Annotated in this window: 12 protein-coding genes; 4 read left to right on the top strand and 8 right to left on the bottom strand. The window is 59.8% G+C overall.

The window, feature by feature from the left end; genetic code table 11:
- Nucleotides 1–26 precede the first annotated feature (26 nt).
- Complete coding sequence (locus tag ACA060_RS27515) at nucleotides 27–494, top strand: hypothetical protein (RefSeq protein WP_497314320.1); 468 nt, start codon at nucleotides 27–29, stop codon at nucleotides 492–494.
- Between the two features lie 118 nt (nucleotides 495–612).
- Here ACA060_RS27515 and ACA060_RS27510 read toward each other — a convergent pair whose 3' ends face one another.
- Together ACA060_RS27510 and ACA060_RS27505 are read right to left on the bottom strand one after the other, a co-directional pair.
- The gene (locus ACA060_RS27510) at nucleotides 613–1,989 is read right to left on the bottom strand and encodes a GTPase/DUF3482 domain-containing protein (protein WP_497314318.1); all 1,377 of its coding nucleotides are present in this window, start codon (nucleotides 1,987–1,989) and stop codon (nucleotides 613–615) included.
- A complete protein-coding gene (locus ACA060_RS27505) occupies nucleotides 1,982–3,361 on the bottom strand; it encodes a DUF2868 domain-containing protein (protein WP_109635648.1) in 1,380 nt (459 codons plus the stop codon). Before ACA060_RS27505 ends, ACA060_RS27510 begins: the two co-directional genes overlap by 8 nt.
- 85 nt (nucleotides 3,362–3,446) lie before the next feature.
- On the opposite strand from ACA060_RS27505, the gene ACA060_RS27500 reads away from it, so the two are divergent.
- Entirely contained in the window at nucleotides 3,447–3,959 is a 513-nt protein-coding gene (locus tag ACA060_RS27500) for a dihydrofolate reductase (protein WP_109635646.1), read from the top strand.
- Between the two features lie 122 nt (nucleotides 3,960–4,081).
- On the opposite strand, the gene ACA060_RS27495 is transcribed toward ACA060_RS27500, so the two are convergent.
- Nucleotides 4,082–5,473, bottom strand: coding sequence for an L-cystine transporter (locus tag ACA060_RS27495; protein ID WP_497314315.1), 1,392 nt, complete (start codon nucleotides 5,471–5,473; stop codon nucleotides 4,082–4,084).
- Between the two features lie 241 nt (nucleotides 5,474–5,714).
- On the opposite strand from ACA060_RS27495, the gene ACA060_RS27490 reads away from it, so the two are divergent.
- Nucleotides 5,715–6,770 (top strand): HAD family hydrolase, encoded by a 1,056-nt coding sequence (locus tag ACA060_RS27490; RefSeq protein ID WP_497314313.1) that lies wholly within the window; start codon nucleotides 5,715–5,717, stop codon nucleotides 6,768–6,770.
- A gap of 240 nt (nucleotides 6,771–7,010) precedes the next feature.
- On the opposite strand, the gene ilvD is transcribed toward ACA060_RS27490, so the two are convergent.
- From ilvD to ACA060_RS27465, 5 genes are all read right to left on the bottom strand, one after another.
- Complete coding sequence (gene ilvD, locus ACA060_RS27485; RefSeq protein ID WP_007945541.1) at nucleotides 7,011–8,852, bottom strand: dihydroxy-acid dehydratase; 1,842 nt, start codon at nucleotides 8,850–8,852, stop codon at nucleotides 7,011–7,013.
- Nucleotides 8,853–9,110: 258 nt separating this feature from the next.
- Nucleotides 9,111–10,319, bottom strand: a complete 1,209-nt coding sequence (locus ACA060_RS27480) for a multidrug effflux MFS transporter (protein WP_497314311.1) — start codon at nucleotides 10,317–10,319, stop codon at nucleotides 9,111–9,113.
- Nucleotides 10,312–11,289, bottom strand: a complete 978-nt coding sequence (locus ACA060_RS27475) for a diiron oxygenase (protein WP_109635638.1) — start codon at nucleotides 11,287–11,289, stop codon at nucleotides 10,312–10,314. Before ACA060_RS27475 ends, ACA060_RS27480 begins: the two co-directional genes overlap by 8 nt.
- Nucleotides 11,286–12,365 (bottom strand): SagB family peptide dehydrogenase, encoded by a 1,080-nt coding sequence (locus tag ACA060_RS27470; protein WP_497314309.1) that lies wholly within the window; start codon nucleotides 12,363–12,365, stop codon nucleotides 11,286–11,288. Before ACA060_RS27470 ends, ACA060_RS27475 begins: the two co-directional genes overlap by 4 nt.
- A gap of 426 nt (nucleotides 12,366–12,791) precedes the next feature.
- A complete protein-coding gene (locus ACA060_RS27465; RefSeq protein WP_003195152.1) occupies nucleotides 12,792–13,988 on the bottom strand; it encodes a class I SAM-dependent rRNA methyltransferase in 1,197 nt (398 codons plus the stop codon).
- Between the two features lie 310 nt (nucleotides 13,989–14,298).
- Between ACA060_RS27465 and ACA060_RS27460 the strand changes: the two genes are divergently transcribed.
- Nucleotides 14,299–15,114 (top strand): HDOD domain-containing protein, encoded by an 816-nt coding sequence (locus tag ACA060_RS27460; protein WP_497318365.1) that lies wholly within the window; start codon nucleotides 14,299–14,301, stop codon nucleotides 15,112–15,114.
- Nucleotides 15,115–15,131: the final 17 nt, after the last annotated feature.

Raw genomic sequence — 15,131 nt, 5'->3', positions numbered from 1 at the left:
AATAGCGAAACGGCGGATCGATTACCTTGCGGCAACAGCTCAGTCTGGGCTTTTCGCAAGGAAGTGCACGGATGCGTTATTTGGAAGTGATTGCACAGGATCGAAGCGGGGCAGGGGCGGCGGATACGGTTCGTTTCCGGTTTCATGAAGAGGAGCAAATGCCGCGTGAGGCGACAGAGACTGACCGGCAGCGCCTCAAGGCTTTGGGTAACACCTATTTGAAGTGTGCCTGGTTCAACAGCGGTGAAGGCGAGGCGCGTCACTTGCGCATCTTCTCGCAGAATCCATCCGCAGACGGCACGCCTGAAACGGTGCGCCTGCATTTTCATGAAGGGCCAGTGATTGCCTATAAAGCCGCCGTCCGTGATCTGGATAACGACGGGGTGTTCGAGCTGATATTGGCTTCGGATGTGGACAATGACGGGCGGGCGGATCGCACGGATCGCAACCGGATCAGGGCGCTGGTGCGGGAGTTCTTGAAGATCAGCGCATGACCGCGAAACCGAGTCGCAGCCATCGCTAGCAGGCTAGCTCCCACAGGGGAACGCATTCCAACTGTGGGAGCGAGCCTGCTCGCGATGAGGTCAGCCCAGGCACCACAATCACCAGGGTTTATAGCTGCTGCGCCAACGCCTCTATCTGCTCCTGCCGCTCCGCCTGACTCAACTTCGCCTGCGGATTCAGTGACGACCACTGCGGATGCGCCCGGGCCTTGTTCAGGGCTTCGGGCAGTTTGCCTTCGCGCCAGGTCTTGTCCTGCGGCGTGGCCACCTGGATGCTGTCCATCGCCGCATGCCCGCGCACGTTCAACGCTTGCAGCAACTGCCGCTGACGCAGGGCCAACAGCCGCAACACGCTGTCGTCGACCGTCAATTCTCGCTGGCCCTTGATCTTGCCCATCAGCCGGCTGCCATAACTGCGCGCGGTTTGCAGGGCGCCGCCAGCAATCGCACCGGCCAGCGCCGCTGCGCCAAGGGTCAGGCCGCCCACCAGCAAGTCGACCCCGGCACCGGCGGCCGCACCGGCAGCGATACCGCCACCGACTCGAACACCCAATTGCTTGAGGGTTTCCGGGTTGAACAAATCATCGCCCCAACGGCCATCGAGCAGCGGCAGATCACTGGCCGCCGCGTCCTGTGGGCGGAAGGCATAAAGCTTGAGCAAGCCTTCAACGCAACGCTGCTCCCGTTGGCGAACGGCTTTGCGCAGTTCGCTGATCGCCTGCTGTTCCTGTTCCGCATCGCTGACCACACTGCGCCGGCACGCGGCGCAATCGATCAGCAACTCGGCAATCAACCGCGCCGCACTTTGCTGACGGGCCAGGCGTTGAGCCTGTTGATCGGCGATCAGGCGCTCCAGTTGTTCGCGGGAGTTTTCCAGCAACAGGGCGAGGCTTTCATAGAGGCGACGCTCGCCATCCTCGGGCGGTGCAACGCTGTCGAAACGCACCAGGGCATGCAGGCCCAAGCGTGCCAGGGCTTCACGCCAATCCGGCTCGCGATGGTTGGCGCTACTGACGAAATTCAGTACCGGCAGCAGTGGTTTGCCGCAACTGGCCAGCACTTCCAGTTCGTCGCGGTACTTGGCCAGAACCGGCTCCCGGGCATCGATCACATACAGGCCGGCGTCCGAGGCGAGCAATTGCCGCAGCACTTTGGCTTCCTGTTCAAAGCGCTGGCGGGCTTCGCTGCCTTCGAGGAATCGGGCCAGCCGTGCCGGGCCGTCGAGGCGTTCGCCGGGACGTTCCAGGCGTTCGAGGTAGTCGAGCAGGGCGATGGCGTCTTCAAGGCCAGGCGTGTCGTAGAGATCGAGCAACGGCTCGCCGTCCACCGACAACCGCGCGCCTTCGACGTGGCGGGTGGTGCTGGGGCGATGGGACACTTCGCCGAAACCGACATCCCGGGTGAGGGTGCGCAGCAACGAGGTTTTGCCGACGTTGGTGTGGCCGACCACCGCCAGTTTCAAAGGCGCTTTCCAGGCATTAGTCATGACCGGTCTCCAGCCAGTTCACAGGCACGCAATCGGCGAACGGCAGGTCCAGCTGTTGCAGCGCCACATGCCAGTCGCCGAGGCGTTCGGCATCCAGTGCTTCGCCGGGCGGCGCTTGCAGCAACCAGACACGGGTGGCGGCGGCATTGCGCGCCAGTTCGGCGATCAGGGCCAGGCTGCCACGGTCCGGTGAGCGACGCGGATCGCAGGCAATCGCCAGGCGTGCCGGAGGAAAACGGCTCAGCTGTTCGAGCAGTTTGTTGCGCGACTCGCGGCTGTCGAGAATGCCTGCGTTGTTCACGGTTTTCGGCAGTGGCGGCGGCCACGGGCGTTGATCGTCCAGCTCGATGGCCACCAGCAGTGCGCCGTCGCTTTGCTGTTCACTGACGCCGCTTTCGACGCGATGCAGTTGCGCCGGTGCGGCATCGCTGATGCCGAGGCGTTCGCTGGTGGGCATCAGGCGTTCGCGCAATTGGGCATAGCCGGGCAGGTTCAAATCCAGGCGCAACGCGGCTTGGCCGGAGGTCCAGCGCCAGCGGCAGAACAGCGCCAGCAGCAGACGCGGCAACACGCCGTAGACCAGCAACACGCCGACCAGCCATGCAGCCCAGGCTTGGCGGGCGCTTTCGATGTTCAGCGCGGCATCGCCACTGGCGCGGATCATCTCCACGCTCGGCACGCTGAAACCGAGCAAGGCCGGCAGGGCGCCGAGGGCCTGGGTCATGGCGACGAAGGTGTCGCCGCGCAGAATGGTGGTTTCCCAGACAAAGCCGTAGCGCCGGGTCGCCATCAACGTCAGCAAGATCGCCAGGGCGCTGAGCATCGCCAGCAACCACAAGCCGTTGACCAGCGCGCCGATCGCCCAGCGATTGAGTTTGCGTCGCTGCAATAACAGCAGCAGGGCCGGCGCCAGTTGCGCGGCTTTGGCATCGCGCGCGAGTTTTTCGCTGAGCCACAGCCACAAGCGTCCGAGGCTGGCGCCGTGTTCACCGGCAAACACCAGGCCCAATGCCCAGCTCAACAGCAGAATCAGATTGAGCCCCAGCAGACTGCCCAGGGCCCAGAACACATTCACCGGTGTCTGGCCGTCACCCAGCGCGGCGAATGCCAGGCCCGCGCCACTGACGATGGCCAGCACTGCCATGACGATCAGCGCCAGTCGCGCGCCTTGCAGCCAATGTTTGAGGGCGTCGGCCAAGCCGTCGCGTTCGGCCAGCCATACGGCCCGGCGCTGAATCCGCGTCGGCAGGTCGCCGCCGGCGCTGCGGGCCAGTCGGTTGGCTTCCAGATCATCCAGGGGCCCCGCGTGTTCTTCACGCAGGCGCACCGTCTCGGTCAGCCAGAGGTTTTGCAGTGGAGTCAGTTCCGTCACGCGGCATCCCGTCGCTCAAATGAGCTGTGAGCATAACCGCTGTGGCGCTTATCGGGGTACGGGAGGCTCTGGTATCCTCGCCGGCATGACTAAATCACTCCCCCTCAGCCTGATCGCAGCCCTCGGTGAAAACCGTGTGATCGGCGTCGACAACAGCATGCCCTGGCACTTGCCGGGGGACTTCAAATACTTCAAGGCCACCACCCTCGGCAAGCCGATCATCATGGGTCGCAAGACCTGGGATTCCCTCGGTCGTCCGCTGCCGGGCCGGTTGAACATCGTGGTCAGCCGTCAGGCGGACCTGGTGCTGGAAGGCGCGGAAGTTTATCCGTCGCTGGAGGCGGCCGTGGTTCGCGCGCAGGAATGGGCGAACGAGCAGGGCGTCGATGAGGTGATGTTGATTGGCGGGGCGCAGTTATATGCGCAGGGGTTGGCGCAGGCGGATCGGCTGTATTTGACGCGCGTGGCGTTGAGCCCGGAAGGGGACGCGTGGTTTCCGGAGTTTGATTTGACGCAGTGGACATTGGTGTCCAACACCCCGAATCCGGCTGAAGGCGACAAACCAGCATACAACTTTGAAGTTTGGGAAAAGGCCTGAAAGCATCGCCAGCAGGCTGGCTCCCACAGTGGGTTTGAGGTGAAACACAGATTGTGTGAACACCCCAAATCCCTGTGGGAGCCAGCCTGCTGGCGATGAGGCCAGATCAGACGCTGAAGAATTTAAGCGTGCGCCAACTCCGCATGCTCATCCGCCCCCAGCAGCTCTTTATCCGTCTGCTGCATCATCTGGCTGGTAATCGCCCCCGCCGTAATCGAACCACTCACGTTCAACGCCGTGCGGCCCATATCGATCAGCGGCTCAACCGAAATCAGCAGCGCCACCAATGACACCGGCAAGCCCATCGCCGGCAGCACGATCAGCGCAGCAAACGTCGCGCCACCGCCCACGCCCGCCACACCGGCCGAACTCAAGGTCACAATCGCCACCAGCGTCGCGATCCACAGCGGGTCCAGAGGGTTGATGCCGACAGTCGGCGCTACCATCACCGCCAACATCGCCGGGTACAGACCGGCACAGCCGTTCTGGCCAATGGTCGCGCCGAACGAAGCGGCGAAACTGGCGATGGACTGCGGGATACCCAGGCGGCTGGTCTGCGCTTCGATGCTCAGCGGAATCGTCGCCGCGCTCGAACGGCTGGTGAACGCAAACGTCAGCACCGGCCAGATCTTGCGAAAGAACCGCAGCGGGTTGATCCCGGCCGCCGACACCAGCAGGCCATGGACCACAAACATCAGGCCCAGGCCGATGTAGGAAACCACCACAAAACTGCCGAGCTTGATGATGTCTTGCAGGTTGGAACCGGCGACCACTTTGGTCATCAGCGCCAGGACGCCGTACGGGGTCAGCTTCATCACCAGGCGCACCAAGCGCATCACCCAGGCTTGCAATGTGTCGATGGCGTTGATCACTTTCTGACCTTTCTCGACATCGTCCTTGAGCAGTTGCAGCGCCGCGACACCGAGGAACGCCGCGAAGATCACTACGCTGATGATCGAGGTTGGCTTGGCGCGAGCGAGGTCGGCGAACGGGTTTTGCGGAATGAACGACAGCAGCAGCTGCGGCACATTCAGGTCGGCAACCTTGCCCGCGTAGTCGTTCTGAATGGTTTGCAGACGGGCCATTTCCTGCGTGCCGGCCACCAGGCCTTCGGCGGTCAGACCGAACAGGTTGGTCAAGCCGATGCCGATCAGCGCTGCGATGGCGGTGGTGAACAGCAGCGTACCAATGGTCAGGAAGCTGATCTTGCCCAGCGACGACGCGTTGTGCAGACGGGCCACGGCGCTGAGGATCGAGGCGAACACCAGCGGGATGACGATCATTTGCAGCAACTGCACGTAACCGTTGCCCACCAGATCGAACCAGCCGATCGAGGCTTTCAGCACCGGGTTGCCGGCACCGTAAATCGTGTGCAGCGCCACACCGAACACTACGCCCAACACCAAGGCGAGCAGGACTTTTTTAGCTAAGCTCCACGCCGTATGACGGGTTTGCGCCAAGCCAAAGAGCAGGGCGAGGAATACCAGCAGATTGAGGATCAGCGGCAGATTCATGTGAACTCCGAGAGAGACTTGTGCCAGCCACCTTCCGGGGCAGCTGCGAACCGGCAAGCCTAACAGCTTGAAAACTAATGAATTAATATCAAAAAAGTCTGTTAACTGTCGTTTTTGGAATAAGAGGATGTCGTTGTCGGGGATGCAGCTGACGCGGAAGGGACGCGGGCGGTCGTAGGCAGACGGGGACTGTCACACTAATTTGATAGCGTCGATATCTTTGAATCAGGGAGAAATGAAGATGAAGTTCGCACCAAAATTTCTGGTTGCCGCACTCTGTCTTGGCCTCGCCGGCCAGGTACTCGCCACGGATCTAAAGCATTGGCCCGCCGATCAGGCCAAGGCGCTGGACGCGATGATTGCGGCCAACGCCAACAAAGGTAACTACGCGGTGTTCGACATGGACAACACCAGTTACCGCTACGACCTCGAAGAGTCGTTGCTGCCGTACATGGAAAACAAGGGCCTGATCACCCGCGACAAACTCGATCCCTCCCTGAAACTGATTCCGTTCAAGGACACCGCCGACCATAAGGAAAGCCTGTTCAGCTACTACTATCGCCTCTGCGAACTCGACGACATGGTTTGCTATCCATGGGTCGCGCAAGTGTTCTCCGGTTTCACCCTCCAGGAACTCAAAGGCTACGTCGATGAGTTGATGGCTTCGGGCAAACCGGTGCCGGCCACGTATTACGAAGGCGACGTGGTGAAGAACCTTGACGTCAACCCGCCGAAAATCTTCACCGGTCAGAAAGAGCTCTACAACAAGCTGATGGAAAACGGCATCGAGGTCTACGTGATGACCGCCGCCTCCGAAGAGCTGGTGCGCATGGTCGCTTCCGATCCGAAGTACGGCTACAACGTCAAACCGCAAAACGTCATTGGTGTGAGTCTGTTGCTCAAGGACCCGAAGTCGGGCGAGTTGACCACGGCACGCAAGCAAATCACCGCCGGCAAGTATGACGAGAAAGCCAACCTCGGCCTCGAACTGACCCCGTACCTGTGGACCCCGGCAACCTGGATGGCGGGTAAACAAGCGGCGATCCTGACCTATATCGATGAATGGAAAAAACCGGTGCTGGTGGGCGGCGACACTCCGACCAGCGACGGTTTCATGCTGTTCCACAGCGTCGACGTGGCCAAGGGCGGCATCCACTTGTGGGTCAACCGCAAGGACAAATACATGACCCAGATTAACGGCATGATGGCCAAGCACGCCGCGGCTCAGGCCAAGGAAGGGTTACCCGTGACGGCGGACAAGAACTGGGTGATCGTCAAGCCTGAAGAAATTCAGTAAGACCGAGGTGCTTCAATCGCGGGCAAGCCCGCTCCCACAAGGTTTCGGGTGAATCACAGATTGTGTGAACACCCAAGATCCCTGTGGGAGCGGGCTTGCCCGCGATGGGTCCGTCACATCCGACATTGATGTCGACTGGCCCACCGCCTTCGCGAGCAAGCCCGCTCCCACATTTAATCGAGTTCAGTCCAAAAAAATGCCCCGTACTTGGCGGGGCATTTTTTGTTCAACGGTTAAGACTTACAGCCCGTCGAGCATCGCCTTGTTACGCACGGCACCCTTGTCGGCGCTGGTTGCCAGCAGAGCGTAGGCCTTCAGCGCAGTGGTCACTTTACGTGGCCGTTTTTCCACAGGCTTCCAGCCTTTCTGATCCTGCTCGGCGCGGCGCCCAGCCATTTCTTCGTCGCTGATCAACAGGTTGATCGAGCGGTTCGGAATGTCGATCAGCACTTTGTCGCCGTCCTGCACCAGACCAATCGCGCCGCCTGCAGCGGCTTCTGGCGAAGCGTGGCCGATGGACAGGCCCGAGGTGCCGCCGGAGAAGCGACCGTCGGTGAGCAGGGCGCAGGCTTTGCCCAAGCCTTTGGATTTCAGGTACGACGTCGGGTAGAGCATTTCCTGCATGCCCGGGCCGCCTTTCGGGCCTTCGTAACGGATGATCACGATGTCGCCGGCTTTTACTTCGTCAGCGAGGATGCCGCGTACGGCGCTGTCCTGGCTTTCGAAGATTTTCGCGTTGCCTTCGAACACGTGGATCGATTCGTCGACGCCTGCGGTTTTCACCACGCAACCATCCAGCGCGATGTTGCCGTAGAGAACGGCCAGGCCGCCTTCTTTCGAGTAGGCGTGTTCGACGCTGCGGATGCAGCCGTTTTCACGGTCGTCGTCCAGGGTTTCCCAGCGGGTCGACTGGCTGAACGCGGTTTGTGTCGGGATGCCCGCAGGGCCGGCCTTGAAGAAGTGATGCACGGCTTCGTCGTCGGTCTGGGTGATGTCCCACTTGGCAATGCCTTCGGCCAGGGTTTTGCTGTGCACGGTCGGCAGGTCGGTGTGCAGCAGACCACCACGGGCCAGGGAGCCGAGGATGCTGAAGATCCCGCCGGCACGGTGCACGTCTTCCATGTGGTACTTCTGGATGTTCGGCGCGACTTTGCACAGTTGCGGCACGTGGCGGGAGAGACGGTCGATGTCGCGCAGGTCGAAATCGATCTCGGCTTCCTGGGCGGCGGCCAGCAAATGCAGGATGGTGTTGGTGGAGCCGCCCATGGCGATGTCCAGGGTCATGGCGTTTTCGAACGCCTTGAAGTTGGCAATGTTGCGCGGCAATACCGATTCGTCGTTCTCGCCGTAATAACGTTTGCACAACTCGACGATGGTGCGACCGGCCTGCAGGAACAGCTGTTCGCGATCGCTGTGGGTGGCCAGGGTCGAACCGTTGCCCGGCAACGCCAGGCCCAGGGCTTCGACCAGGCAGTTCATCGAGTTGGCGGTGAACATGCCGGAGCACGAACCACAGGTCGGGCAGGCGCTGCGCTCGTACTCAGCGACTTTCTCGTCAGAAGCGCTGGAGTCGGCGGCGATGACCATGGCGTCGACGAGGTCGAGACCGTGGCTGGCCAGTTTGGTCTTGCCGGCTTCCATCGGACCGCCGGAGACGAAGATCACCGGGATGTTCAGGCGCAGAGACGCCATCAGCATGCCGGGGGTGATCTTGTCGCAGTTGGAAATGCAGACGATGGCGTCGGCGCAGTGGGCGTTGACCATGTACTCGACGGAGTCAGCGATGATCTCGCGGCTCGGCAGCGAATAGAGCATGCCGTCGTGACCCATGGCGATGCCGTCATCCACGGCGATGGTGTTGAATTCTTTCGCTACACCGCCGGCGCGTTCGATTTCGCGGGCGACCAGCTGGCCGAGGTCCTTGAGGTGGACGTGGCCCGGTACGAATTGGGTGAACGAGTTGGCAATGGCGATGATCGGCTTTTTGAAGTCGTCATCTTTCATCCCCGTGGCGCGCCACAGTGCGCGGGCTCCGGCCATGTTGCGGCCATGGGTGGATGTTTTCGAGCGGTAATCAGGCATGAAGCACTCCGGGCGGCTAATCAGGTATCAAAAGGGAAGTGAGCTTCTATTGACGTCTGGAACACCCAGAAATGGCCGTGTGTCCGGAAGTTGCCGATAACTTTGCGGGATCGCCGCGCGCTTCAGCTTGAGCTCATAAACCCGCCGGGGGATGACTGGCGATGAATGTCGCGATTCTACACGGCTGGCGTCAGGAGGGAATGCCGGGAAGCGTTGATCCGGCGCTGACACAACGTGCGGGATGACGACTGGCAGGTTTCAGCCCGGGTTCAGCGCCAGATGCCGTCGTGTAATCAATACATTCAAGCCGAGACCCGTGGCACTCAAAGTCAGGAAGCACAGGGCCAGCGCTGTGGTCAAATCTTCGGAGGCGAGGTTGATCACCACGCTGATCACGCCGCCGGACATGAAAATCAACACGCCGCCGACCGATGTAGAGGTTCCGGCATTCTGTGGGTAGAGACTCATGGCTTTGGAGTTGGCGATGGGTCTGGCAATGGTGGTGCCTGCCGTACAAATCAGCATGGGTATCAGCACCACCGCCGCAGTGAGCCCGAACTGTTCCGCCAACCACAGCATGACCAGCCCGGACAAAGCGATCAGTCCCAGGCCAATGACTATCTGCGTGTTGGCCTGCAGCCGCCGATGCAGGGCGCTGGCGACAATCCCTCCAAACACATAGGCCACGCCATACAGCAGCAACGCCCAGGCAAACTCGTAAGGTGAAAGCGCCAGCCGCTCCATGAAAATGATCGGTGAAGTGACGATGAACGAGAAGTGGCAGGCGAAGGCCAAGGCTGAAATCAACCAGTAACCCATGAAACGAACATCCGAGCACACCCGCCAATAGGCACTGAAAAATCGTTCAGGTGTCGGGTTGTGCAGGTGCGAGTTTTCCCTGAGCAGGAAAAAGGCTTTAAGCCAGACAATGACAGCCAGGGTGATAAATACATAAAAGCTGCCCTGCCAGCCCAACTGCAATTGCAACCACGTCCCCAGCAGCGGCGAAATCGAAATGAACACCCCGCCGCCGGTCACCATCCAGATTCTGATTCGCTCCTGTTCCTTGCCAACGAACAGATCCTGAACCAGTGCCTGTGACAGGACGAACGATCCGCAACCCACTGCCTGGATCACCCGAAAGAACAGAAACCAGCTGTACTCGCGGGACGCCACGCACCCCGCCGCACCGATCACCGCGATTGCGATACCGGCCAGTAGCAGCTTCTTGCGCCCCCACAAGTCTGACAGCGGTCCGACCAGCACCACGGACAACGCCAGGCCAATGGCGAACAGGCTGACGGACAGGGCGATATCGGACGGCGAGGTCCGAAAGTAGTCGGAAAGATCGGGAAAGGACGGAAGCACCACATCCAGGGGGAAAACGCCAAGCAGTGTCATGGTCATCAACAGAATGACCATGACACGATGTTGTGCGACACGGGCTACACGGTTTCTGTCATTCATCGAGAAGCCCTGCCCTGTAGAAAAGTTGCCGATTGGCAGGCAGATCGAAGAAGCCCGCTTTTTTCATGGCGTCCAGCGTGGCACTTGCACCCGATCGGGCGCGCAGGCGCTGTGCTTGCGGGCCGGTCAGATCACAAAGGATTTGCGCGACAGACGTTTCGCTCAGGCTGGCGCTGCACAGGCTTTCGCCAAGCCAGCGTTCATCGACTTCAAAGAAAACCAGCAGGATTTCCAGGAGCAGCCTGGCAGTGAACGTGCGTTGGCCGCAGCTCAGTTGCAACCACAGATAATGGAATACTTCGCAAAAGTAGCGACTGTGCCGTGCCTCGTCGGCAAGGTGGTCCCGAAGCATTTCCTGAACGCTACTGACCAATGTGTCGCGGCAAACGTCGAGCAGTTCCTTGGCAATAATCGTTTCCGAGACGAAGCCGACGAGAAACCACGCCAGTGCCTTGTGCTTGTCCGGTGTGCGGTCGATCAGGGCGTTCAGCCGGGCAATCCGCTGGGGCATGACGGGGCGATCAGTCATGCCGTAAATGTCGGCAATCTGCTCGGCGAGGGTGTTGGAGAACAGCGCGTGATAAGCCTCGTCGGTGTAAAGCTGCAGCGCGGCGGTTTTCATCCGAGGGGGGATGGAAATGCCCAGTTCGTTGTGGACGATGGTTTCCACGGATCGGTTGACGATGCGGTGTTCGAGCAGGGTGGTGTAGTCGAGGAAATACACCAGATGATTGGCGGTCAGGCGATGAACAATCGAACTGCCGGCCGCTTTGACCGCCGGGTGTTTCAGGTAAGGCAAAAAGGATGGCGGAAACCAGTGGCGGGTTTCCAGTTGCCGTCCCAGGTCCGAGGGCAGTTGATAGGCGTGGTCGCTGATGCGCACCGAGGCCCGGGTATTCCAGTCTCCAAGCGTGAAACGATTGGCCCATGAGGCGGGGTAGGACGCAGGGTCGTTGAGGGGCTCGGTCATTGTTCCTGCTCCCGATCGCTCAGCAGCGCTTTCAACTCCTTGCACATCACTTGCCCGTCGCTCTGGCCGCAGCCGACAAAAAACAGTGGTTGCTCTGCACTGTCTTCAAGTCCCAACAGCGCTTCGACCCGATCATCGGTCAAGGCGCCGGTCAGCCAGGTGTTCAACCCCAGCGAAGTGGCCGCCAGTTGAAAGGTCTGAGAAATGTGGCCGGCTTCGACGTAGGCCATTCGGTAGGCCCGTGAGTGCTCGTACTTCCACCACAGCTTGTCGAATCGACTGGTGATGAACAGGCCTGCGGGCAGGTTATTGATGAAGTGTTGCCCGCACATCAATTGCCCCAAAGGCTCTGCGGGCAGCGGATTGACGAAACTCAGTGCGTGCCCGGCGGGGTGGTAGGCGTAGAGGCCGGGTTGCAGGTCGCTGACGTTTTGCGCCAGGAGAAAGCCTTCGCAGGCATTCAGTCCGCCACCGGACGGGCTGCTTCGTCGTGCGCCGAGACCTTCGACGATGCTTTCGTCGATGTCGTTTTCGCGCTCATGCAGATAGCCGAGGGACAGGTACAGCAATGTACTCACTGCTTCGAGGGAAACCGCTTCACCGGTAAACGTGCGGCAGGTTTTGCGATTGACCAAGGCATTTGCCAGGGAGCCTTCCGGCAGGCAGGAAGGTTTTGGCAGGGCAATCAACTCACCTCCCAGGCGTTCCGAGCGCCTGGCTTTCGGCGAGGGTGTGCTCAGCACGTCGGTGCAATGATCAAGGTATTGTTTTGACCACTCATTAATATTTTGCGGGATGTGTTCGCAAGGGATGTTCTTGGTGCCGATATGAAATATTTTCGAGAGTTCGTCCCAGCCCCATTCAATACTGTCTGTTGTTACTGTTGTCAGTATTCCGGCGTTCAGTAGTTGGGTGTCGATTGTATTACGTTCGTTGAACTTTTCCGGGTTGTCGACAAGTACTGCCAGGCGGGTGGAATATTTGAGGTTCAGTTCAAACTGCTTGTGATTCTTGTAATCCCAAACTATTTGGCCGGGCGTACGAGGAAGTATGAATAAGTGAGGGCTGATCTGCATGATGGGCGTTTCGCTCTGGGCAAGGCCATGGAAAACGCTGGGTAGCCGGCACTCCCCAGCGTCTCATTTACTTAGCGGGTTTTAGGGGCAACCAGAAAAGCCAGGTTGGCGATGCTGTTAACTTCCAGAGTAATTGCTTTCATTTGGAACTCCTTGTAATTGAAAGTGAGTGTCACTTCGTTGTGACACGCTTAATGATAGAGCGTTATGAGCGCTTATCAAGGCGATATTGGGTAGGAAACTTCCAGTAATTTTGTCGGAATGATCAAGGTTGTGAACAAGTTTTGTCAGTCGTATTCTTTAAAGTTAAAGACGCAGAGAAACGTCCTGCAAGTTTGTAGGATCGAAAGTGTAGGAAGTTTGAGGGTGGGTCAGTAACAGATAATAAAACGGGGAGCCGGCTGGCTCCCCGTCAAACCGGTGTCATCAGCTGTTTGGCAGCAACCGGCAGGTGATGCTCTTGATGTAGCGGGTTTCGGCAATGGCCGGGTGAACCGGGTGATCCGGGCCCTGACCGCCGCGCTCGAGCATCTGGATGTTGCGGTCCAGATGACGAGCGCTGGTCAGCAGAATGTTCTGCAGATCGTCTTCCGGCAGGTGCATCGAGCACGATGCACTGACCAGGATGCCGTCCTTGCTGAGCAGGCGCATGGCTTGCTCGTTCAGGCGGCGGTAGGCGCCTTCACCGTTCTTCATGTCTTTCTTGCGTTTAATGAAGGCGGGCGGGTCGGCAACGATCACGTCAAAGCGTTCTTCGCTGGCTTTCAGCTCTTTTAGGGCTTCGAACACGTCGCCTTCGATGCAGGTCATTTTCTCGGCGAAACCGTTCAGCGCGGCGTTGCGCTCGACGCCATCGAGGGCGAAGGCCGAGGCATCGACGCAGAACACTTCACTGGCACCGAACGCGGCCGCTTGCACACCCCAGCCGCCGATGTAGCTGTACAGATCCAGCACGCGTTTGCCTTTGGCATAAGGGGCCAGGCGCGCGCGGTTCATGCGGTGGTCGTAGAACCAGCCGGTTTTCTGACCCTGGATGACCGGGGCTTCGAATTTCACGCCGTTCTCTTCCAGCGCGACCCATTCCGGCACCAGGCCGAACACGGTTTCGACATAACGGTTGAGGCCTTCGGCGTCACGGGCGGCGGAATCATTCTTGAACAGAATGCCGCTTGGCTTGAGCACTTGGGTCAGTGCGGCGATCACGTCTTCTTTATGGGCTTCCATGGTCGCCGACGCGATCTGCACCACAAGGATGTCGCCGAAACGATCGACCACCAGACCTGGCAGCAGGTCGGAGTCGCCGTAGACCAGGCGATAGAACGGCTTGTCGAACAGCCGATCGCGCAGGGACAGCGCAACGTTCAGGCGATGGACCAGCAGCGACTTGTCCAGCGGCAACTTGATGTCGCGCGACAGCAGGCGGGCGCAAATCAAGTTGTTCGGGCTCATGGCCACGATGCCCAGCGTCTTGCCGCCGGCGGCTTCGAGGATCGCCTGGTCGCCGGCTTGAAAACCGTGCAAAGGGGTCGCCGCTACATCGATTTCGTTGCTGTAGACCCACAAGTGGCCGTTTCGCAGGCGACGGTCGGCGTTGGCTTTGAGGCGCAGGCTAGGCAGGGACATGACGTCGCTCCGGAAAAAAGAGCGGGAGTATAGCGTGTTGAGAGTTGTGGCGGGCTGGGTGGGCGATGAAACGCTGATGACGCCTTCGCGAGCAAGCCCGCTCCCACAGGGTTAGCGCATGACCTGGAGCGAGCCTGCTCGCGAAGGCGATTTTGAATGCAGCGCCAACGATGAAACTTTCGCCAATGTGTCGGCCAGTGTGTCGGATCCAACTTTATAAAGGTTAGAATCGCCCCCTGGCCCAGAGTGTGTACTTATGTCCCAAGAGCTGACTTCCGAACAGATTCAACAGTCCCTGCAAGGCATCAGCGTGCCTGCCCAGCCGCAAATCATGGTGGATTTGCAGATGGAGCAGTACATGCCCGACCCGGACCTGGAAGTGATCGCGAAGCTGATCTCCCAGGACCCGGGGCTCTCTGGCGCCTTGCTGAAGATCGTCAACTCACCGTATTACGGCTTGAGTAACAAGATCGCCTCGATCCAGCGCGCGGTGAACCTGCTGGGCAGCCGTTCGATCATCAACCTGATCAACGCGCAGTCGATCAAGGGCGAGATGAATGACGACACCATCGTCACCCTGAACCGGTTCTGGGATACCGCTCAGGACGTGGCGATGACCTGCCTGACCCTGGCCAAGCGCATCGGCGCCCAGGCCGGCGATGAAGCCTACGCGCTGGGGCTGTTCCACGACTGCGGCGTGCCGCTGATGTTGCAGCGTTTCCCCAATTACATGACCGTCCTGGAAGAGGCCTACGCCAACGCCAGTGCCGAATGCCGGGTGGTCGACACCGAGAACCGGGTGTTCAACACCAACCACGCGGTGGTCGGTTATTACACGGCCAAGTCTTGGCGCCTGCCGGAGCATGTGACCGCCGCGATCGCCAATCACCACAACGCCCTGGCGATCTTCAGCGATGAGTCTTCGCGCAATGCCCAGCTCAAGAACCTGCTGGCGATCCTGAAAATGGCCGAGCACATTTGTGCGTCTTACCGGGTGCTGGGTAATCAGACCGAAGACCACGAATGGAACTGCATCGGGCATCTGGTGCTCGATTATGTCGGCCTTTCGGACTACGACTTCGAGACCCTCAAGCAAACGATTCGCGACCTCGGCGCTCACCGCTGAGCATCGACTGCTTCATT

The sequence above is a fragment of the Pseudomonas sp. LBUM1671 genome (assembly GCF_059695685.1).
This window is presented reverse-complemented; position numbering and strand designations above follow the sequence as displayed.